Annotated in this window: 14 protein-coding genes and 1 pseudogene; 14 read left to right on the top strand and 1 reads right to left on the bottom strand. The window is 58.2% G+C overall.

The genetic code is table 11. From position 1 onward, the window contains the following. The first annotated feature begins 89 nt into the window (after window positions 1–89). The 3 genes from J3U87_RS12465 to J3U87_RS12455 all read left to right on the top strand — a co-directional run bounded on the left by J3U87_RS12465 (window position 90) and on the right by J3U87_RS12455 (window position 3,390). Window positions 90–1,076, top strand: coding sequence for a hypothetical protein (locus J3U87_RS12465; protein WP_237383368.1), 987 nt, complete (start codon window positions 90–92; stop codon window positions 1,074–1,076). After that, window positions 1,060–2,166 carry a zinc ribbon domain-containing protein gene (locus J3U87_RS12460; protein WP_237383367.1) on the top strand — a complete coding sequence of 369 codons (1,107 nt, stop codon included), beginning with the start codon at window positions 1,060–1,062 and terminating at the stop codon, window positions 2,164–2,166. Before J3U87_RS12465 ends, J3U87_RS12460 begins: the two co-directional genes overlap by 17 nt. A gap of 123 nt (window positions 2,167–2,289) precedes the next feature. Next, window positions 2,290–3,390 (top strand): AAA family ATPase, encoded by a 1,101-nt coding sequence (locus J3U87_RS12455; protein WP_237383366.1) that lies wholly within the window; start codon window positions 2,290–2,292, stop codon window positions 3,388–3,390. 156 nt (window positions 3,391–3,546) lie between these two features. Here J3U87_RS12455 and J3U87_RS12450 read toward each other — a convergent pair whose 3' ends face one another. Continuing rightward, window positions 3,547–6,552 carry a TonB-dependent receptor gene (locus tag J3U87_RS12450; protein WP_237383365.1) on the bottom strand — a complete coding sequence of 1,002 codons (3,006 nt, stop codon included), beginning with the start codon at window positions 6,550–6,552 and terminating at the stop codon, window positions 3,547–3,549. 467 nt (window positions 6,553–7,019) lie between these two features. Here J3U87_RS12450 and J3U87_RS12445 point away from each other — a divergent pair, with 467 nt between their 5' ends. The 11 genes and pseudogenes from J3U87_RS12445 (at window position 7,020) to J3U87_RS12395 (ending at window position 21,301) form a co-directional block, all read left to right on the top strand. Continuing rightward, a complete protein-coding gene (locus tag J3U87_RS12445; protein ID WP_237383364.1) occupies window positions 7,020–7,802 on the top strand; it encodes an enoyl-CoA hydratase-related protein in 783 nt (260 codons plus the stop codon). A 265-nt stretch (window positions 7,803–8,067) separates the two neighbouring features. Beyond that, window positions 8,068–8,964 (top strand): VWA domain-containing protein, encoded by an 897-nt coding sequence (locus tag J3U87_RS12440; protein WP_237383363.1) that lies wholly within the window; start codon window positions 8,068–8,070, stop codon window positions 8,962–8,964. A 127-nt stretch (window positions 8,965–9,091) separates the two neighbouring features. Beyond that, window positions 9,092–9,409 (top strand): 50S ribosomal protein L21, encoded by a 318-nt coding sequence (gene rplU / locus J3U87_RS12435; RefSeq protein WP_237383362.1) that lies wholly within the window; start codon window positions 9,092–9,094, stop codon window positions 9,407–9,409. A 92-nt stretch (window positions 9,410–9,501) separates the two neighbouring features. Beyond that, the gene (gene rpmA / locus J3U87_RS12430; RefSeq protein WP_237383361.1) at window positions 9,502–9,756 is read left to right on the top strand and encodes a 50S ribosomal protein L27; all 255 of its coding nucleotides are present in this window, start codon (window positions 9,502–9,504) and stop codon (window positions 9,754–9,756) included. 261 nt (window positions 9,757–10,017) lie between these two features. Further along, window positions 10,018–11,034: pseudogene (gene obgE / locus J3U87_RS12425) on the top strand (GTPase ObgE); the annotation flags it as partial. Window positions 11,035–11,396: 362 nt separating this feature from the next. Next, entirely contained in the window at window positions 11,397–11,774 is a 378-nt protein-coding gene (gene rsfS / locus J3U87_RS12420) for a ribosome silencing factor (RefSeq protein WP_237383359.1), read from the top strand. After that, a complete protein-coding gene (locus J3U87_RS12415) occupies window positions 11,774–12,250 on the top strand; it encodes a 23S rRNA (pseudouridine(1915)-N(3))-methyltransferase RlmH (RefSeq protein WP_237383358.1) in 477 nt (158 codons plus the stop codon). The genes rsfS and J3U87_RS12415 overlap by 1 nt, the downstream gene beginning before the upstream one ends. A gap of 63 nt (window positions 12,251–12,313) precedes the next feature. Then, window positions 12,314–13,579: a hypothetical protein gene (locus J3U87_RS12410; protein ID WP_237383357.1), complete on the top strand. Its 1,266-nt coding sequence runs from the start codon at window positions 12,314–12,316 to the stop codon at window positions 13,577–13,579. 119 nt (window positions 13,580–13,698) lie between these two features. Continuing rightward, the gene (gene alr, locus J3U87_RS12405; protein WP_237383356.1) at window positions 13,699–16,206 is read left to right on the top strand and encodes an alanine racemase; all 2,508 of its coding nucleotides are present in this window, start codon (window positions 13,699–13,701) and stop codon (window positions 16,204–16,206) included. A 63-nt stretch (window positions 16,207–16,269) separates the two neighbouring features. Next, the gene (locus J3U87_RS12400; RefSeq protein ID WP_237383355.1) at window positions 16,270–18,774 is read left to right on the top strand and encodes a D-alanine--D-alanine ligase family protein; all 2,505 of its coding nucleotides are present in this window, start codon (window positions 16,270–16,272) and stop codon (window positions 18,772–18,774) included. Window positions 18,775–19,198: 424 nt separating this feature from the next. Further along, window positions 19,199–21,301, top strand: a complete 2,103-nt coding sequence (locus J3U87_RS12395; protein WP_237383354.1) for a protein kinase domain-containing protein — start codon at window positions 19,199–19,201, stop codon at window positions 21,299–21,301. Window positions 21,302–21,342 lie beyond the last annotated feature (41 nt).

The raw sequence follows: 21,342 nt of genomic DNA, 5'->3' as shown, positions 1-21,342 counted from the left end.
TATCATTGATCCTAGGTGGCTTTTTGGCGGCTTGGTCGGTGGAAAGGCCAACAAAAAAGGGGTACCATGGGTATCACGAGGAAGCAATCATGATAAGTTCTTTTGACTGCAAAGGTTGTGGATCCGCGATATTCGATCCTGTCGATGCCTGTCCCGCCTGCGGCGAACATTTTTTTTGGCGGGTCGTTCCCAAGCGCAAGCCCTCGAAATCGGAAGAGGCCCAGTTCGTCATCGCTCTCCTGCGTGCCGTGGGACACGATGTGTCTCCCGAGTTTTTGACCCACGGAGGTCACATTTGGCTGCCGGACCAGTTTTGGCGAACCGATCCGGAGGGGGCCCTGCTGCGGCCTTACGATTGGATCGCCAGTATCGAACCCCATCAACACGTGGTTTCGAACGGCGCCGTTAAAACCGACGAATCGGAACAGTCCCTGACCGATGCCGTCGTGTCCGAGGCCGATCACACCGCAAATCGACAACCGGCCGATCACGCGACAGATCAACAGCCGGGCGATCGCAGTGGGGTCTATTTCGTCGACGAGGACAGTCTCTACGATTCGGACGACGACGATCCGGTCGACGGCAAGACGGCGGAACCCGACTCGCGCGAATCCCTTCGGACCGGGGATTTGCGGATCGCGCATCGAGCAACCGGTGATCGCGATGATTCGGAGCGAATGATCGTCGATGAAGAGCCCGCCAAATCCGATGACGAATGGGACACGAAACCGATGCCCATCGTCCAGCCCGACGCGGTTCGGGAATCCGTCGCGGAAAGTGATGGGGCGGATGCGTACAAACCTTCAGAGCGCTCACCCATGAAGGAGGCACTGTTCCAGGCCGAACAGGAGCGAGAGGTGTCCGGATCGGTCGCCCCTGTCGCACGGAAAACGGTGGCTCCGCCTTTGCCCAGCCTGGATCAGCGCGTCTTCTTTCGCCCGGTGATGTTGTTCATCTTTATTTTTTTCTTGACGCTTTCCTATCTGACGCTTTGCTATCATCGCAACCAGCTTTGGAACCAGCAGGTCGAAAAAACGACCGCCATCGAGGGGGTTGAGGATGCGGTTTTGCCCTGAGTGTGGGGCCGATGTGGGACCGGATGCGACTTCGTGTCCCGATTGTCGCTTTCCCCTTCAGCTTCAAATCCTGGCCGAAGGGAGGGGTTTTCGCATCACCTCCCAGCAGGCGGGGAATTGGAGTCGTATCTCCAACCTGTTGCGGCGCAACGGGATCAACGTCAGTGTCGATCAGACCGATTCGGAAACGGTGCGGCAGCTCTGGTGGTCCCTGCCCTTCGTGGGCCTGCTCGTTTTCATTTTGAGCCTGGCTTTTGGAAGCCACTGGGTCGATATGATTTGGGAGCGGCCCCAAATCACCCCGGTGATGGTCGATCTGAATCGAAAGAACGGGGAACTCGCCGATGGGGGCACCAATTCCGAGAACATCTCCGAGGAAGCCGAAGCGTTACTCAGCGCCTTTCGGACCACGGAAGAGCAACGGCGTCTGACCGAAGCCTGGAAGAACGAATCGGTCAACACGGTGGAACGCGCCGATGCGACCGAAGACCAGGTACTCGCGGTTGCCCGACAAGCCGTGCTCAGCGTCAAGGTCCGGGATGCCTACCAAAAGGGGACCCTGATTGGATCGGAAGGCCGATTCTTCGTGGTTTCCGATTTCCTCACCGGCGCGTTTCAGACGGAAAAGCAGAATGTCACTACCGAAGGTCGTTACGTTCAGGAGTTCCGCTATATCGCTCCCGAGGTCGAGTTGAATTCCGGGGGGAGCGAAGATGCGCAGCTCATCCAGCAGGTCGAAGGCATTCACCTGACCCTTCTCCAGGCCAACTCCGTCGGGGATCCGGCATTTTCCCGGGAGTTCGATCGCAATCTGGATCTCGGTGAACCGGTTTGGATTGCGGTTTCGGAGGAGCGCGGCGGCGATGTCGCCCTGGAGGCCCTGCGCATTCGCAACACCGTCAAAAACGACAAGGGAATCACCTTTTGGACCCTCAACGAGGGCGTTGATTCATCGAACCTGGGAGCCCCGGTTTTCAATCGTTACGGTGATTTGACGGGCATTTACCTGCAGGTGGGCGGCGAAGACGTGGTGCTCTCCCTCAGGGAGCTCCGCGAGAAGGTGCCCAGTGTCTATCGATCCCTGAAGTAACGCATCGAGAAATACCATTTAATATATGGGTCACTGACCGTCAGCGGCTCGAAGTGTTTTATTCCCCGGTTTGGCGGAAACTATCGAATACGACCCTACTTCATCGACCCATGGGAGAATGTGATGTCAGAGATTCAAGCCCCAAAAGAGATCTTCCAACGGCTCGAAGCGGATGTCGTCGATCAGCGCGTTGCCCTCGAGCAGATTTCCGTTGCCCTGTACAAGCATCTCAGCGACATCAAAGTCGGCAACATCATGCTCATCGGGAACAGTGGCACGGGGAAAACGACCATCATGCGGGCCATCGAACGAATGTTCGAGAGCAACATCGGGTTGGGCAGCTTTCTCAACACCATTCGCCTCAACGCGAACATCGTCTCGAATGACGAATCCACGGAAACGGAAAGCAGTGTGATCGTGGAGCGTCTTCACCAAAACGCGTTGAAAATCATGGGCGATCATCCGGATCCTGAACGGTTCAGGCAATTGATGGAGCATTCGGTCGTTTTTTTGGACGAGGTGGATAAGATTCGGGCTTACGTCGGCGACAAGGCCAACCCTCGCGGGATCCTGGCTCAGGAAGCACTTTTGACCCTCATCGAAGGGGAGGGCATCAGCCGGCCCCTGACCGTGAAAAATGCCGACGGCACCCTGGTCCAGCACAAGGTCCACATCGATACCGGGCGCATTCTCTTCATCTGTGGTGGCGCCTTCGAGGGGCTCTACGACATGGTGTATCGGCGGGTGGCCAGCGGAGAGACCAAAGACAAGCTCATCCAGGAATACGTCGTGGCCGAAACTCAGGAGGACATGGAGCAAAAGGAACATTTCAGTCTGCACGATTACGTGCGCTACGAGGATATGTTCGATTACGGCATGACCCCTCAATTCCTGGGACGTTTCGACGAGGTCATCGTTCTCAACGACCTGACGATCAAAGGCCTCATGCGCATCTTTATCGAGCCGCACAATTCTTTGTTTCGAGAGGCGCGTCGGTACTTCCGCAGTTTGGGTATCGAGTTGCAGGTATCCAAGGAGGGCGTGCGTGAAATCGCGGAGACCGCCTACGACAACCATCGCCTGGGCGCTCGCGCACTGCGCATGGTGTTCAAACGCGTCATGCGCGGCATCGAGTTCGACCCTCACACCAATTACCTCGTCAAGGATCAGGGCGCCAAGAAGGTTCTGACCATCACCCGCGAAATGGTTCAGCGCTACTCCTGATCCGGTGGGAAACTCGTTGGGCGATCGGAAAAATCGTCCTATCCGTACACCATGTGGACCTTTTCTTCCGCGGTCAGGAACCGAAAAGAAAAGGCGAGTCGCTCGCGTGAGCGACTCGCCCCGTTGGTTTCGCGATTCAGGTTCTCGAATCGGCGTTTAGAACTTGATCCCGATATCGAATCGGAAGGTTCGCGGATATTGGTAGTCGCTGCTGTACTGGGCTTCGCCGAAGTTGGTGGCGGTTTGGTAGTGAACCCCTTCCTGGGGCGTATCCGAGAACACGTCGAACGCCTCGAACCCATCTGCATAGGCGCTGCTGTTGCCATCGATTTGAGCGTCGTTGTTCATGACGTTCAATACTTCCATTTGCAGGAAGAACTCGAGCCGGGAGCGTAGCTTCAAAGCGTAGTTCACCGCGATATCGGTGGCGTGGGTGTCCTCCCACTTGAAGGCGTCCGGGGCGGTCGCCCAGTACCAGACACTGGTCGGCGGCGAATTGTAATAGGACACGTCGTCGTAGCTGGGGAATCCGAAGGCGGTGGGATCGCTTTCGATATCCAGGTCGATGCCGATGCCGTAGGGCAATCCGGTGGTCCAGGTGTGCAGCAGGGTGAAGTTGAAGTCTCCGAACCCGGTGTTGAGATCGTAGGAGGCCCAGAGGTTCAAATCGTGTTCGGAGGATTCGGGAAGGCGTCGAGTCGGATTGAGTCGCGGGTGGTTGAACTCGGGATAGGCGGTCGTGCGCGAGGTTGCGATGCCGCCGGCACCGGAGGTCTCACCGTTGATGTTGCCTTCGGCTTCGCTCCAGGTGTAGTTGCCGCCGAGCGTGATCTGATTGGCCCAACTGTACTGGCCTGCCAGTGAAATCCCCAGGTAGTCGCGGTCGTAGTGGTCGGAGTCGTTGGACAGGATGGAACGATCCACCCCGAAGCTGGTCTGGCCCGTTCCGCGATCGATGAATTCAACCAGGAAGTCGTCGTAATCGCGGCGAATCAGATCGGCCTTCAGGTAGCCGCGATTGCCCAGTTTGTGTTTGTAGCCCAGCGAGATTTCCGTCACGCTCGTCGCGTCGAGGCCGCCTTCTTGAGGGACCACCGCAAGTGCCTCGTAGGAGGTGTCGGGCGAGTAGTTTTGGTAGAAAAGGTACTCGTTCTGGAGAGAGTCGCGGTTAAGGGACTCGACTCCGGCGAGCCCACCCGGGAAGTTGGCGTCGATCCACGCGAAGACGTCCGCGATGCTTTCGGTCTGGGGCCCGTCGTAGCGCCAGTAGAACGCCGCCGGCGAACCCGCGGTGGAGCCCGATTGGGCCGCATCGTTGATCTTGCCGGTGTATTTGTTGTAACCGGCGCTGAATTGATGGACTCCGTCGCCGTGGACATCGTAGTTGAGCGTGAAGCGCGGGCTGATGTTGTCGGTTTTCGACAGTTCTTGTCCGTCCTCCGCGCTGGTGTCGTTGCGGTCGTAGCGGAGACCCAGATTCATGTACCAATGGGGATTGATGGTCCACACGTCGTTGAAATACACGGCGCGGGTGTTGAAGTCGCTGCCCTTGGAAGGATTGACCACGGGCCAGTAGACCAGCCAGGCCGAGCCACCGGAGGTGCCGGTGCCGGTGTAGATGCCGATGACCTCGTTGTCCTCGAAGCGGGTCCAGCGGGGATACAGCGACCAACCGGTGGCCGACTGGTGGTTGTCTTCGTTGCGCATGTCGGTGACTTCCTGAACGCCGAAGGTCATGTCGTGCGTGCCGAAGCCGCCGTTGAGGAAGTAGGAGAACTTGACGTTCCAGTTCCGACTGGCGCGCTCGTTGATGACCTCGCCATTGCCGAAGGGCGCGTTGGACTGAGTCCAGCCCTGGTCGCGGTGGACGACGGTGGTGCCCAGAACGCGATCATCGGTGATGATCCCCGATTCGTTGGTCAGGGAGCGATCGCCGAAGTTGGCGTCGATGGTGAATTCCGGGGTGATGATCCCGCGGTAGTTCAGGGTCCACATTTCCGTTGGCCAGGCGTCGCGCTCGCTGAGCGCCGATCGCGAGATCGAGGAGAAGACCGCTCGGTTGAAAACGGTGTCTTCATCTTTGAGGTAGGAAGCGATCAGGGTATGCCCCGGAGCCAGGGTGCCCGTGAGTTTCAATTGGAAACGATCGCGTTCGCGAATGTAGTTGTAGTCTTCGGCTTGGGGTGCCGTCTGGCCCGGTTCCAAGCCCAGGGAGATCGCGGCTTCGTCGCTCATGGGCGAGGGTTGGTACAGGGAAAAGGTCGAATCCGTGTCGAAATTGCGCCCGGAAAAGGCGAACCACAGGCGATCCTTGATGATGGGTCCGTTGAAGACCAGCGTGTATTCCTTGTTGACCGTATCCGTCGGGTCGAAATCGTTGCGCAACTGAATGGGGTTGCGCGCGGTCCAACTGTTGTTGGTGACTTCGGTACGGAAGGTACCGTGGAATTCGTTGCTACCGGATTTGGTGATCGTGTTGACGACACCGCCGGAGAAGAAACCGAACTCGGCCGAAGCGTTGCCCGAAATGATCTGGGTTTCTTCGATATCGTCTTCGATGAACAGGTCGTCCGCCCGGCCGCGGATGTTGTCGCTGTTGATGAGCGTGCCGTTGAGCAGAAACAGGTTTTCCGTGGCCACGGCTCCGTTGATGGAGACGCCGCCGAAGGCCCCGCTATTGACGCCGGGGGCGAGTTTGGCCACGCCCTCGAGATTGCTGCGATTGCGCGGCAGTTTCTCGAGAAAGTCATCGTCGAAGTTGGTGGCGACCTGGGTCGAGTCCAGTTCGGCGACGCGATCGGCGGTCACCGTCAAGACCTCGACGGTGCCTTCGGGCTCCATTTGAATGCGAACCCGATTGGTGGAGGCCACCGCGACCCGGGTCTCGAGTTTCTTGGTGGTCAAGCCCGGCAACGAGGCGGTGAGCCTGTAGTGTCCCGGTGGCAGGAGGCGTACCAGGAATTGACCGGTCTCCGAGGAGACCGCGTTGCGCGTTCCCTGGAGCGAGGGCGATACCAGGGTGACGACGACGCCGGGTAGCGGCAGCCCATCGCGATCGGTGATGGTTCCGTGGATGGTGCCGGTTTGTTGTGCGAGAAGCGGTGAGCAGAGGAATCCCGAAGCGAGAAACCAACTGAGTGCAAAGACGGATCTGATCTTCATCTTCATATGTATCCTTCCTCCATGGCGAGAAGGCACCGTGCATGGATGGAAACCAAAGTTTCGGGGAACGAGCGGTTCCCCCGCATGTCTCGGTATGGATACAGGAAGAAAAGAACCAGAGATGTGGAATCGCAGGGGGAACGGGAAAGGATGTCCATCACAGAGGACCGGAACGATCGCGGTAGAGCGGAGGAATGATCGTTCGGGTCACACAAGATGCCTTTTTGATATCTTACTGATATCTTATTCGTGCTGAAAGGATATTTTTTGCCTTTCCTTTACTTCCTCTTTCTCTTTCCCTTTCGCGGCTTCGCCGTCCCCCCCATCTCTCTCCTCTGCGACAAGGCTCACAAAAGAGTCCTTGTCCCCTTTGCCCTTGCTGTCGCGCCCTCGCGACTTGTGCTCTAATTGAGATGGGGTAATCCACGCGCGGCTCGTCCGTCCACCGCGCATCGAGGAGGGATAGGTTGGCCGATCGCGATTTGTTGGTTTCCCAAGATGGTTTTGTTCGCGAAATCACGTTGAATCGGCCCGATCGCATGAATGCGCTCGGTCGCGATTTGGTGCGTGCTTTGCGCGAGGAACTGGAAGCCGCCCGGTTCGACAAACAGACGCGGATTCTCGTGCTGCGCGGTTCGGGGGGTCGTGCCTTTTGCGCCGGCGCGGATCTCAAGGAGCGGGCCGAGATGAACGAAGACGAAGTGAACGTCTTCGTTACGGAGCTGCGAACCACCTTTCATCTGCTCTTCAATCATCCCAAAATTACCATCGCCTGTATGGCGGGTTCCGCTCTGGGTGGCGGATTGGAATTGGCTCTGGCCTGTGATCTGCGTTATGCCAAGTCCGGGATCAAGCTCGGCCTCACCGAGACCCGGTTGGCCATCATTCCCGGAGCCGGGGGGACCCAGTTGTTGCCGCGGGTTATCGGTCCGGCGAAGGCGAAAGAATTGATTTTCAAGGCTCAGCCCGTTTCTGCCGAGGAAGCCGTCACGTTGGGTCTGGTCAACGACGTCTTCACCGCGGAGGAATTGGACGATCGCGTCAAGGCGATCGCCGATGTCATCGCGGCCAACGGACCGATCGCGCTGGAGCAGGCCAAACGGGCCATCAACCAGGGCCTTCAGACCAGCCTGGATCAGGGCCTTCAGATCGAACAACTGTGTTATGCGGGCGTCATTCCCACCGAAGACCGGTTGGAAGGACTGCGGGCCTTCAAGGAAAAGCGCAAGCCTTCCTATCGGGGCCGCTGAGCCAGTGCTTGGCTGGGGCGTGCTTCGCTCGCGCAGCGACGTTAAGTTTCCCAGTGTCGCCGGATCCATCCGAATGGACGTTCCCGGTGCGGGTATCGGCAGGAACCGATGGGTCACGTCGCCCTTCGAATTACCTTTGGCGAGGATCGCCTCGGTAGCCGCGGATGCGTTGGGGCGCATGGTGTTCTCGCTCGATGATCGCGGTGTTTTCTCGCCAGGGAATCGTCGTCTCTCACTACCCTAAATTTGGGAGTTTGCAACTGTCATGCTATTGTTTTTGTTGTTACACACTTTATTTCAGGAGCCCGGCGAAGACGTCGTCCTGGTCGAACCCGAGTTCAAGGTGGACTACGAGGAACGGGTGGTCCTGGTGGATCTTCCCTTGAAGGTGACGCGTTTCGGACGGCCCGTCACCGAGTTGGAGCGAGGCGATCTCGTCATCAAAGAAAACGGGATCGAGGCCGAGATAAGAAAGTTGACCCAGGTTCAAACCGAATTGACCGTACACCTCCTGCTGGATCTCAGTACCAGCAATGCGGAACACATTTTCCAGACCAAGGCCGCCAGCCGTCATCTCATCAAGCAATTGAAGAAGGGCGACAAGGCGAAAGTGAGTTACTTCTCCAACACCTATCAAGAGTTGTCGGACTATACCGACGACCAAGATTTCCTGTTGAAAAAGCTCAGTCGCGTCACGCCGATCGGGTCCACGGCGCTGTACGACGGATTGTCCGCGGCTTTGGATCAATTGAGTGAAGTGAGTGGTTCGCGGGTCCTTTTTCTGTTCAGTGACGGTCACGATCTGATGAGCGGTACCACCGAGGAGGAATTGGCCACCAAGGTCAAGAACTACCGAATCCCGATCTTCATGGTCAGTTTCAAGGCTTCGGGCAAGGAGCTGCCGCCGCTGTTGGCCGAACAGCGGCAGTTCATGAGTGATTTGGTGCGCGACAGTGGGGGACACCTGTTCCTCGGCAATACCCAGTTCCAAAACGATCTTACCCAAGCCATGCGCCAGACGCGAACCCGTTTCCTGATCAACTACACATCGCCGAATACGTCGAACGGGCAGACCTGGCGGAGTATCATGGCGACGCACAAGTCGTGTGACGACTGTTATCTGGAGTATCGCCGCGGATACGAGCTGTCGCGGACCAATTGAAGGGGCCCCGGCAATGCCGATCAAAAAAAACTGGGGCGGGCGTTTTCGCCGTTGACATCCCTTTTGTTGTTGGGTAGACTGCGGCTTCGGCCGTTTGAGCCCTGTCTCTAATGGGAGGATTCCATCCATGCAGCCATATGCAGTTATCAAAACCGGTGGCAAGCAGTACACCGTTTCGGAAGGTGATGAACTTCGCATCGAAATCATCCCCGGCATTTCCGAAGGGGACACCGTCGAGTTGACCGCCCTCGCGGCCAGCAACGGCACCGACATGTCTGTCGGCACCCCCGAATTGAGCACGAAAGTCAAAGCCACCGTCCTGAGAGCGGAGCGCGGCGACAAAGTGACCGTCTTCAAGAAAAAGAAAACCACGACTTACCGCCGCACCCGCGGCCATCGTCAGAACTATTTTGCGATTCGCATCGACTCGATTCCGGAAAACTAATCGCAAGGTTCTTTGTTTTCCAGATTGCACCTGCAATCTGTAGCTAGTGTTCAAGACAATTTTCCGGAAAAACGAATTAGAGGTTATCAGCCATGGCTCACAAGAAAGGCGTCGGTAGTTCCAGAAACGGACGTGACAGTGAATCCAAGCGCTTGGGTGTCAAACGCTACGGCGGTCAGCTGGTTTCTGCCGGCTCCATCATTGTTCGCCAACGCGGTACGCGATTCAAACCCGGTACGGGCGTTCGTCGCGGTGGTGACGACACCTTGTTCGCGGTAATTGACGGCAAGGTCTCGTTCCGTGATCGCGGACGGATGGGTAAATTCGTGGAAATTCATCCCGAGTAATCCCAGCCGGAACAATCCGACAAATTACCGAGAAGAAAGCCGCGGCCAGGCAGTCCAGCCGCGGCTTCTTTCGTTTTGGAGACCCCGTATTCGATTTTTTCGCGGAAGCGGTCTCCCGGGGGAAGCGATCGCGAAGGATCGTCGACCCGAACGGGTTTCAACATGGACTGCCGGCTCGGTGCGGGGGTGCTGCCTCATCCCCACCGTGAGCCAGTACTCCCGCGGTTTGCGGGTTTTCGACAAGAGATTGAGACGACCCCTATGTTCATAGACGAGTTGGAAATTCACGTGGAAGCCGGCAACGGCGGTAACGGCGCGCTCAGCTTTCGACGCGAGAAATATGTGGAGTTCGGCGGCCCCGACGGGGGAGACGGCGGTAACGGCGGCAGTGTCATCGTCAAGGTGCGGCCAGAATTCAACACGCTGTTGCCTTTGCGCAACCGGCGCAAGTACAAGGCCGGGCACGGCAGGAACGGGCGCGGCGACAACATGACCGGTGCCACCGGCGAGAACCTGATCCTGGAAGTTCCAGCCGGGACCATCGTACGCGATCGCGAAAGCGGCACCATTCTGGGAGATTTGACCCTGGCGGACAGCTCGGTCATCGTGGCCAAGGGTGGACGTGGCGGCAAAGGGAACCGCCACTTCGTCTCCAGCACCCATCAGGCGCCCAAGTTCGCGCAACCGGGCGAGGAAGGCGAAACCCTTTGGCTACGGTTGGAGCTCAAGGTCTTGGCGGACGTGGGCCTCGTCGGTTTTCCCAACGCGGGCAAGTCCACCTTCATCAGCCGCATCTCCGCGGCAAAACCCAAAGTGGCCGACTATCCCTTCACCACCCTGAAGCCCAATCTGGGGGTCGTCAGGGCGACACCCGTCGAGAACTTCGTCGTGGCGGACATACCGGGCATCATCGAAGGGGCCCACGAGGGAGCCGGCCTGGGTTTGCGCTTTCTGAAGCACATCGAGCGCACCAGTATTTTGCTGGTGATGATCGATCCCGCCGATCCCGAGCGCGAGCCCGACGTCTGTTATCGCGTGCTTCGCAACGAGCTGAACTCGTTCAGCACCAAGTTGAGCCGGAAGCCGCACCTGGTCGCCTTCACCAAGGCTGACGTACCGCACGAGCGGCAGGAGGCGATCGCACGCCTGACCGAGACGTTACGTCAGGCTGGGATCCATTGGGCGACCCTCAGCTCCGTGACCGGTGAAGGCATTCAGGCCATGGTCTACGAGTTGAACGATCGCGTCAAGGAAGCCAAGGCGGCGAGAGCGGCGGAGATGCCCGCGGTATCGGATGAGGAAGGTCCCGCTCCCGAAAAGGTGGGGGAATCGGCCTGCGAAGAGGAGGCCCAAACCTCGGCGCCCGACCATGAAGAGATCGATCCCTTGGACGAGTTGGATTTCTGACTCGATTTCCGAGGTGGTGACCGCTTTGCCGATGGATCGGCCCTCCCGAAGGGGCGTGTTGCGGGACCCGTTCGCGGTTTTAGGATTCGAAAAGGCGATCTACCGCACTGGCATTTGCGGCGGTTTGGCCCCATGTTCTGTTACACCAACCCTGTACCGTTTCTCCCTCCCGCCCCTCATCCGGCGGAAAACTGTATCGAGGCTTCCAAGCCGAAATCTTTGAGGAGTTCCATTTGCATACAGAAGAGTTATTACAGTTCGTCATTTCGATCGCCGAGGAGTTCAAGGCCGTCGATCTCAAGACGCTTCACATCACCGAGAAGTGCAGTTTCACCGATTATTTCGTCATCATGACGGGTACCTCGACGACCCATATCCAATCGATCGCCGAGGAAATCACCCTTCGTTGCAAGAAGGCCGGTCACCGCCCCACCGATGTCGAGGGCATGAGCAAGGGTGAATGGACCCTGATCGATTTCGGCGACGTCGTGGTCCATATTTTCAGCGCCGAAAAGCGCGAGTTTTACAACCTCGAGGAGATCTGGAAGCAAATCGAGGCCCCGGATCTGGATCGAGAGCTGGCCGTCGGACAGCAGGTTGCCGAGCGCTGATGCGGTTACAGTTGATTTGGGTGGGAAAGGCCGCCAGGCGCGAGCCCGAGGCCGATCTCTGCGCGCGCTACGCCAAACGGATCGCGGCCACCACCCGTTTCGACGAAAAAGTGCTCAAGCCGATCCAAACCGCATCGCTGAGCGATGCCGAGATACGCCAACGCGAAAGCGAGCGAATCGCGGCAGAGCTCCAGCCTGGCGATTATCTGGTTTTGTGTGACGAGCGCGGAAAACAACTGTCCTCGCCCGGTTTCGCCGACTTTCTGACCCAGCGCCAAAACCAGGCCGTGCGGCGCGTCGTGTTCTGTATCGGCGGGGCCATGGGGGTCACCGACAGCCTGCGACAACGCGCTGATTTTGTGCTATCTTTTAGCCAAATGACGTTGCCTCATGCCCTTGCGCGCGTGATGCTGTTGGAACAGGTTTACCGGGCCCTTTGCATACAAAGTGGGCATCCATACCACCATGAAGGTTAGCGGATGAAGCTGAAGACCGTCCTTACTTGGGGAAGCCTCCTCTTATTTTTGTTCGTGTTTTCCGTGTTTCTCTTGGACCCGCACAATCAAACCGTCTTCCAAAGCCACTTTCAACTCTGGAGCTTTCCGATCCCGCTCCTGAAAGGGATCTTCATCGCTCTCGTCGCCGCGGCGGCGGTTCCCTCCACCTATTTCACCTACAAGTACATGCAGCTTTTGAAGCATGCACGTCGGTTGGAGCAGGAGCGACAGGCCCATGGCGAGGACGAAAAAGCGATTCGGCAGGCCGCCGAACTCCTGACCCACCACATGCCCGAAAAGGCTTTGGCCCTGCTCGAACCTCACGATCATCTCGAGGCGCTCGTGCTGCGTGGTCAGGCGATGCTCGCACTCGAACGCGGTGACGAGGCGATCACCCTCCTGAAGCGCCCCTTTTTCGAGACCGGCGATTTGCGTGCGGGTTACCTGTTGGCCGAAGCCTATTTGTCCGTCGACCGGAGTCCCGTCGATACCTTGCAGGCCATTACCAGTGCCCATGCCAAGGAGGCGGGTCGCGCCTATCACCTGCTGCTGGGTTATTACGAGAGCCAGCAGGCCTGGCAGGATTGCCTGGATACCCTGGATCGCATGAGCAAGGTCGGCATCGATCCGCGGCCGGGTGTCAATCCCACCGCCTTCCGCTACGGCTTGATTCGTCAATCCGAGACCTCTCGTGCGCCTCGCAAGATCATCGATCAATACCAACAGCTTCTCAAGGACGATCCCCTGTTCGTGCCGGCCTATCTGAGCCTGGGCGATTTCCTACTCGAAACCGAGGCCGAAGAAAAGGCCTTCGCCATTTACGAAAAGGGATTCGCCAAGACCGAGAACCCCGCGTTTCTGGAGCGATTGGAACGCTACTATCTGGAACAGGGATACCCCGAAGACGCGATTCAGGTCTACCGGCAGTTGCTCGTCAAACACGGGGGACAGACCGTTCGGTTTCAATTGGCCAAACTCTACTACAAGCTCCAGATGCTGGACGAAAGTCTGGAATTGTTGGAAGGTCTGCGTGGTCGATTGGGGCATCTCCCGGGTTATCTCTTCATCCTCGGTGACATCAAGGCTCGTCGCGCCCATCACGACGAGGCGTTGGATGCCTTCAAATCGCTCGCGCGCGAGTTGGGATTTTCCGGTGCCGATTTCATTTGCACCCACTGTGGTTCTCGCTACGAGTCCTATCAAGGCCGTTGCGATTCATGCGGTCGCTGGAACACGGTGACGCTCGAAACCGAAACCGTCACCACCGAAACCACGGTGGCTTCATCGCCGATCTACTACGGACCCTGAAGTTGATCGGCATCCGAAAGATTTCGGACTGTCAGAAATCCGGGCCCGCGACGCTCGGTAACTTAAGGAAGGCGGATGGCGTCGCCTGTGCCCAATCGATGTAAAGGTGGTTCGAATCGATGCTCGATCTGACGCTGCAGCAAACCACGGCGTTGCTGGACGGCCACCTTTCCGGTGGTTGCGGTGATCAACCGATCGAGCAGGTGGAGACCGATACGCGCCTCCCATTTCGGCACCACTCCCTGTTCGTGGCTTTGAGTGGTCCCAATTATCGCGGTGAAACCTTCTTGCCGGAAGCGGCCAGGCGGGGTGCCGTCGCCGCGGTGGTGGATCGAAACCGCATTGCCTCGGTCGAAGAGGCGCCACTTCCCACGATTGCCGTGGAAAGCCCCCTACGGGCATTGCAAAAGCTCGCCCAACACCACAAAGCCCTGCTGGGATTGGATGCGGTCGCGATCACCGGTAGCAATGGGAAAACGATTCTCAAGGATTTTCTCGCGGGTCTGTTAACCAAGCGTTTTCTGGTACAGGCCAGCCCCGGAAGTTTCAACAGTCAGGTCGGTGTGGCTCTGTCGTTGTTGGGATTGAGGCCTGGGGCCGATCTTGCCTTGATCGAGGCCGGCATTTCCGCGGTCGGCGAGATGCAGCACCTCGAGACGATGATCGCCCCGCGCTACGGCATTCTGACCAATATCGGGCTGGCCCATTTCGAAGGATTCGGTTCGCGTACCAAGATCGCCTCGGAGAAACTCGAACTCTTTCGCCATCTTCCCGAAAACGGTTGGTTGCTCCTGCCCGAGGAGCCGTTGCTGACTCCGGAACTGCTGAGCCACATTCGGTGCCCGATCCACCGTTTCGGCGAGAACCCCGAATTGCCGCGCCTGGTGGACGCCGTTTCTCTGGGAGAGGGTCGAAGCGGTCTGTCGATCCGGTTTCCGGACGGCAGCTATCACGAATTGCGCCTGGCGATCGACGTATCCTGGCGCGAGGTCTTCAATACCATGCTGGCGGGCGTATGCGCCGCCTGGCTATTCGGCATGACGCCCGTTGAGATCGCCCGTGCAGCCACCCACTTCGGCCCACCGCTCAATCGTTTGGAAATGTGGAAATCCTCTTCGGGCGCCATTCTCGCCAACGACACCTACAGCGCCGACCCGATTTCGACCCGCTCCTGTCTGGAACTGTTCGATACCTATCCCGGGAAGCGCAAGGTGTTCGTCTTCGGTGGCATGAAGGAACTGGGCGAGCGATCGTCCTACGAGCACCGCATCGTGGGAGAAGAACTGGCCCGCAAGGGTGTCGATGTCCTGTTGATGTTGAGCGATTTGGGCCGGGAGACGGCGAAGGCTTTCGAAAAAAGCCGACCTGGTGGACGAGTCTTTCGGTTCGATGACACGCGGGAACTGCTCGATTTCACCGAATCTTTCGCCGAAGAAAACGATTTGATCTTGGTGAAAGGTCCTCGCGAAGCCCGGTTGGAGCAGATCGTCGCCCGCTTCAAGGGCAAGCTGACGCAAACCGTGTACTACATCAACCTGTCGAAAATTCGCGACAACGCCCTGACCTTTCGCAACCTGTTGCCACCGAACGGCAAACTGTTGGTCATGCTGAAAGCCTTCGCCTACGGCACCGATGCCACCTATATCGCCCGCTTCCTTCAAAATCACGTGGACTTTTTCGGGGTGGCCTACACCAAGGAGGCGCTGGCGTTGCGGCGGGGCGGCGTCAGCAACGACATCCTGGTTCAATTGGTGATGATCGACGACGTGGAGGAGGTCGTCAGGCTTTCGCTGCAACCGGTTCTGTTCGATCTCGACGTGGCGCGGGCGTTGGAAAAAGCGGCGGCCCGCCTGAACAAGAAGGTCAAGGTCCACCTGAAAGTGGATACCGGCATGGGACGATTCGGCGTGTTTCCCCACGAAATCGGAGCATTGGCCGCCGCGATTCTGGAAATGCCCCACCTGCGGATCGAAGGCATCATGACTCACTTTTCCTCCGCCGACGATCCCGCCGCCGACGATTTCTCGCATCGCCAATTGGCCCTGTTCCATCGGGCGTTGGACGAGTTGGGCGCCCTGGGTATCGATCCGCCCCTGAAGCACGCCGCCGCAACGGCCGCGAGTGCCCGCTTCCCCGAGGCGCGTTTCAACATGACCCGCATCGGACTGGGAATCTACGGGATCTATCCGTCCAATTCCGTCGCTGCCGATATCGACCTCGCCTGTCCCATCGCCCTGGTAAGCAAGATCGGAAGTCTGAAAACCTACCCGCCCGGCTATCCCATCAGCTACAACCAGCGTTTCACGACCGAACGCGACAGCCGCATCGCCTTCCTGCCCATCGGCTATCACGACGGGCTGTCGCGGGCTTTTTCGAACCAGGGCTACGTCATGATTCGGGGTCGTAAAGCGCCGATCGTCGGTTCGATCTGCATGGATTTCACCGCCATCGACGTGACCGACCTTCCCGAAATCGAAGTGGGCGAACCAGTGCTGATCTTCGGTGATTGGCGCGGCCAGCACATTCGGGTCGAGGACCTGGCCGAACTCGAGGGCACCATTCCCTACGAGGTTTTATGCCGTCTCAGCGACCGGATCCAAAGAATTTATCTGGTCAACGAGGAGTGATAGACTGGGTCGATCTGCCTCCGGCACCACCCCGACTCGCGAAGTATCGAAAAAGGACCTTTCATGCAGCCACTTGATCCCAAGCAGACGCGTGTCGCCATTTTTTTTGGCGGCCCCAGCAACGAGCGCAACATTTCGCTGGATTCTGCCCGCACCTTTTTTGACAGTATCCGCAAGTCGATGGACGAACGTCTCATCAGCCTGGTATTCATCGGCCCCGATCTGACGTTTCACCGCTTGGAAAGCCAATGGATCTATTCGAATACCATCGAGGATTTCGAGGGCCTGGATCTTCCCGCCTACACCGCCGAAGCGCGCGATCGCCTGTTGCGCGAAACCGACGTTCTGTGTCCCATCGTCCACGGTGAGTTCGGCGAAGACGGCGCGCTCAGTCGCCTGTTCGAGGACCATGGACGACACGCCTACGTGGGATCGGATCCCGACGGCTTGGCGCTGACCTTGGACAAACGCGCGACGGTGGCCAAGTTGGCCGAGCTGGGGTTTCCGGTCGTGCCCAACCGGCTGCTGTCGAAAGGCGAATGGGACGCCGATCCGGCCGGTCTCACCGCGGACATTTTTGGTCGGATCCCGCTGGATGCCGGCGGTCGCCTGATCACCAAGCCCAACAACTGCGGATCTTCCGACGGCGTGAGCCTGGTCGATCGCGAGGCTTTTGCCGAAGGCTTGGCCCGCGCCTTCACTCACAGCGATCAGGTTCTCGTCGAACAACGCATCTTGGGTCGTGAATTTTCCCTGATCGTCCTGCAGGATGTAGACGGCGCCATCTTCCCGCTGCTGCCCACCGGCATTCGCGTTCAGGAAGGCCTGCCAGGCGACGAGACCGCGCTCTACACCCGCAACAAAAAGTACATGCCGGGCGCCGGCGCCATTCACGAAACACCCTTCACCCACGATGAAGCCTTGCTGGGTCGCATGCGCGAACAGGCGCTTTCCCTGTTCCGCGATTTCGGGCTGCGCGATTGGGCTCGTTTCGACGGCTTCGTCACCGAAGACGGCCGCATTTACTGGTCCGATCTCAACGGCATTCCCGGATGCGGTCTCGACTCCTTTCTCTTTCAGCAAGCCTCCCTGTTCGGTCTTCGCCACAGTGATGTGTTTCAGTTGATGCTGCACCGCGCCGCCAGACGGGAAGATCGCCGTTTGGTCGGTGAATCCGCTCGGAAAGGGGGCGAAGGCATGCGCGTCGCCGTCATCGGCGGCGGCAGTTCGTCCGAGCGTCACGTGTCGCGGATGAGCTGGTTCAACGTGACCCAGAAGTTGACCGCCCTGCAGCGGTACCGCGTGACATCGGTCTATTTGGATCGCGAGGAACGATACTGGATCGTGGCGCCCTTCATCGCATTGCAACACACCGTCGACGAAATCGACGCCATGATCGGGAATCCCGAGCATTATCGCGCCACGATCGAGCTCTGCAATCGCTTGAAGGGCGACGCCTTCCGCGAGGTGGGTCATCCCGTGGACGCCATCAATTTCCTGCCGCGGCAAGTGGCCTTGGCCGATTTCGAGCGCCATTTCGATTTCGTGTTCCTGGCTTTGCACGGCGGCATTGGGGAAGACGGTACGCTTCAGGCAGCGTTCGCCGAGCGCGGCATGCCCTTCAACGGCAGCGGTTCGCGGGTTTCCCGAATCTGCATGGACAAACACGAAACCAATCTTCGGTGTCGAGCATGGGCCATTCCCGGTTTCGAGGCGCCTGGCCAGATCATCCTCGATGTGGCGGCCCTGGAAGCGGACCTGGTGGCGGAAGGCTTGGCGCCCGGTCGCATGCGGGAATTGGTGGATGGCTTCGATCGCCATCGCGATATCGCCGCGCTGTGCGCTTCGACCGAATATCAGGCGTTCGCCAACTGCTGCAGTCTCTGGGCCGACCGGTGTCGCGATCGGTTGGATTCACCGCACGGATTGGTGCTGAAACCCAAAAGCGACGGGTGCTCCAGCGGGGTGCTCGTGAGTCGCGATCCGCGAGCGCAAATACCCCTGTACCTCCTGTTCGCCCTTTCCTCGCTCGATCGCATGCCCCTTAAACTGCTCTATCCCGGCGTCACCGAAGACGATGTCTTCCTTCAGATGCCGATGTTCGATCAACTGATCGTCGAGCAGTACCTGGGTCGACCCGATGCGCCGGGGCACTTTGTGGAAATGACGGTGGGCGTTCTGGGTCCGGCCGGAAATCAGATCGCCCTGATGCCTTCGGAGACTCGGGCCCAAACCGACGTTTTATCGCTCGACGAAAAATTCAACAAGGGAGTCGGTATCAATTTGACGCCGCCTCCGGGATTGACGGTCGATCAGGTGCGGCGAATTCGCGAGCGCGTGGCCACCTTCGCCAACCGATTGGGTATCGAAGGCTATGCCCGCATCGATATCATGTACCAGCCTCCCACGGATAAAGTGTATTTAATCGAGGTGAATACGTTGCCAGGCTTGACCTCGGCGACCATTATCTACACCCAGGCGTTGACCACCCCCGAAACCAGGCTCAAGCCGGCCGAATTCCTCTCGCGGCTGATCGAACTGGGACGTGAAGCGCGCAATCGCCATTGACGGAAAGGACCTTCTCGGCCTCACTTTCGATGGGATCGACAATTTTTCGGGAGGCTTCGGCACCGGCGATGCCCGCGCCGCTCGGTTTCCGGCCGCCCTTTTTATTCGGATGCAACCTCTGTCCGACCTTTACGTCTGGACCAAATAACCGGTCCTTTAGCCAATTGACTTCGTTTCACAAACATAGTTAGCATGTAGAATGAGATAGCATCGATGCAAACTTTGGGTTCAAAAACTTTGGGCTCTTGGTCGTCATGTTGGAGATGGACAACACGCAACCAACATTCAACCACGACATTTCGAGAACCGCGCCATATCCGTTCCGGCGGATGTGTTTTCTCTTTTTCCCAAGGCGAACCTCGGTAATGATTGAGCATTACAGGACTCTCGAACTTCGTTTCACCCACGTGGAGGCTTCGGCAAAATGGAAAGCATCAAAAAGTTCAACAAGTTTCACTTACTCGAGCTGCAGGAAGAAACGGGCTTGGGCACTACTTGGCGCGCCGCTGAAATGGTCAACGGCAAGATCGATAAGTATTTTCTGATGGATTTCATCAGTGAAAGTCTGTCAGGCAATGATGATTTTCTCGATCAATTTCTCAACCAGAGCATGATTACGGCCAAATTGGAGCATCCCAACATTTTGCGCCAGGTAACCAGCTTGCCGGAAAATGGGAAGCTGGCCACCGCTTACGAGTATTACGAGGGTTTCAGCCTGTATCGGGTTTTGGATCGATGCAACTCCGAGGGTTTTCCGCTTTCCATCGACCATGCTTTGCTCGTGACCTCCAAGATGCTTTCCGCATTGGCCTACGCCAAGACCAAACACATGACGCACGGATTCGTGAATCCGTCGGTCGTGTTCGTCACCCACGAAGGTGAAATCAAGGTAAAGGGATTTGCCTTGAATTCGGCCCTGCGCGCCCTGCCGGGCCTGGTTGCCGATCTCGAGTCCACCTACGGAAATTACGTGCCCAAGGGAATGGATTACACCTCGGAAGACCGCGATCAGTTGGACATCTTCGGTTGCGGCGCCATTCTCTACGAAATGCTCACCGGCGAGCCGTTCAACGAAGGCGGCGGCGATGCGGCCACGCGCATCGGAAATGCCGTGACGGCCTCGGAAGGCGAGAGCATTCCCACCCAGATCGCCAACATCCTGGTTTCCGCACTCGACCCCAAGGCACCCTCGGCCTACACCGATATCCAGAAAATGTCCAAGGACATGGAAGATTTGCTGTACTCCGGTGAATACAGCCCCACCACCTTCAACCTCGCCTTTTTCATGCACTCGGCGTTTCGGGTTGAAATGGAAGAACTTGCCGAAAAGATTTCCAACGAGAAGGAAAAGAATTTCCTGAACACGCCCGTCGAGGAGGCCAAAGCCTCACCGACCGCCGCCGCGCCCGTGGCGAGTGCGACCTCCGCCGGCGTCAAGGGACCCCCGCCGGGCGTGACCATGCCGGAGCCGGCAGCCGCCACCGTGCCCGCGGCAAGCGGTGGCAGATCAAAGATGCCGATTCTCATCGGGGTGGTGGTCCTGCTGGTCGTGGCGGCCATCGGGTACACCTTCATGAGCGGTAGCGCGCCGGAGGATGGGATCGACGCCGACAAGCTTGCCAAGGACCTGGAAGCCGAACGCCAGGCACGCGAAATGGAAGAGTTGAAGCGTCAGAACGAAGAGTTGATCAAGGCACAGGAGATCATCGCCCAGGAACAGGCGCGACGCGAGAAAGAGATCAAGGCCAAGCAGCTCGAGGCCGAAGTCAAGCAGATCGAGGAAGATCTGGCGCGCATGAAGGCCAAGGAGGAGCAGGACCAGTTGCAACGCAAGTTGCAAAAGCAAATGCAGGAACTCGAACGCAAGAAAGAGGAAATCGATACGCTCGCCAAGCAGCAGGAAAAGAAAGAGAAAGAGCTGGAAAACTTGGTGGAGGGCAAGGGCCCGGCCACGGCTACGGCCAAGACCGCTACGCCCGCCAAGGATACGCGCATCAACGAGCCGAAAATGACCACCCCGCAACCCGCGACCACCAAGAAACCCCAAACCCAGGTGGCCAGCAATGCGGGCACGACCTCTGATACACCCCTGCCTGTTTCTCCGCCTGAAAAAACGCCCAGCTCGGACTCGCCTTCCGGAGCGGGAGCCGAGGCGGGTTCTCCGCCCAAGGTGGATGTGACGCCGCCGAAAATTGGCGAACTCGTCGACCTGAACGACCCCAACTTGAACAAACCCGTGTTGCTCAAGCCCTACAACCCCCAGAAGGTGCCGAAAAAGGCCATTCGCGCCGGCGTGGTCAAGCGCGGTCGCACCCTCGTCTTCCTGATGCGGTTGTTGGTCAATGAAAACGGCAAGGTGGATCAGGCCGAGTTGGTTCGCAATCCCCTGAAACCGGGCGAGTCCGATTACGGCATGGTCGATGACGCCATCGAGGTGGCCCAGGATCTCTATTTCTCGGCACCCTCCAAATTGGGTGTGCCCGTGAAGACCTGGGTCTACATCGGGTTGCCCTTCAAAGCCAACTGATCCCCCGGTTCTTCCTGATTTCAATTCAATCGTGAGGACAT

Source organism: Sulfidibacter corallicola (assembly GCF_017498545.1).
Lineage (GTDB): Bacteria > Acidobacteriota > Holophagae > Acanthopleuribacterales > Acanthopleuribacteraceae > Sulfidibacter > Sulfidibacter corallicola.
This window is presented reverse-complemented; position numbering and strand designations above follow the sequence as displayed.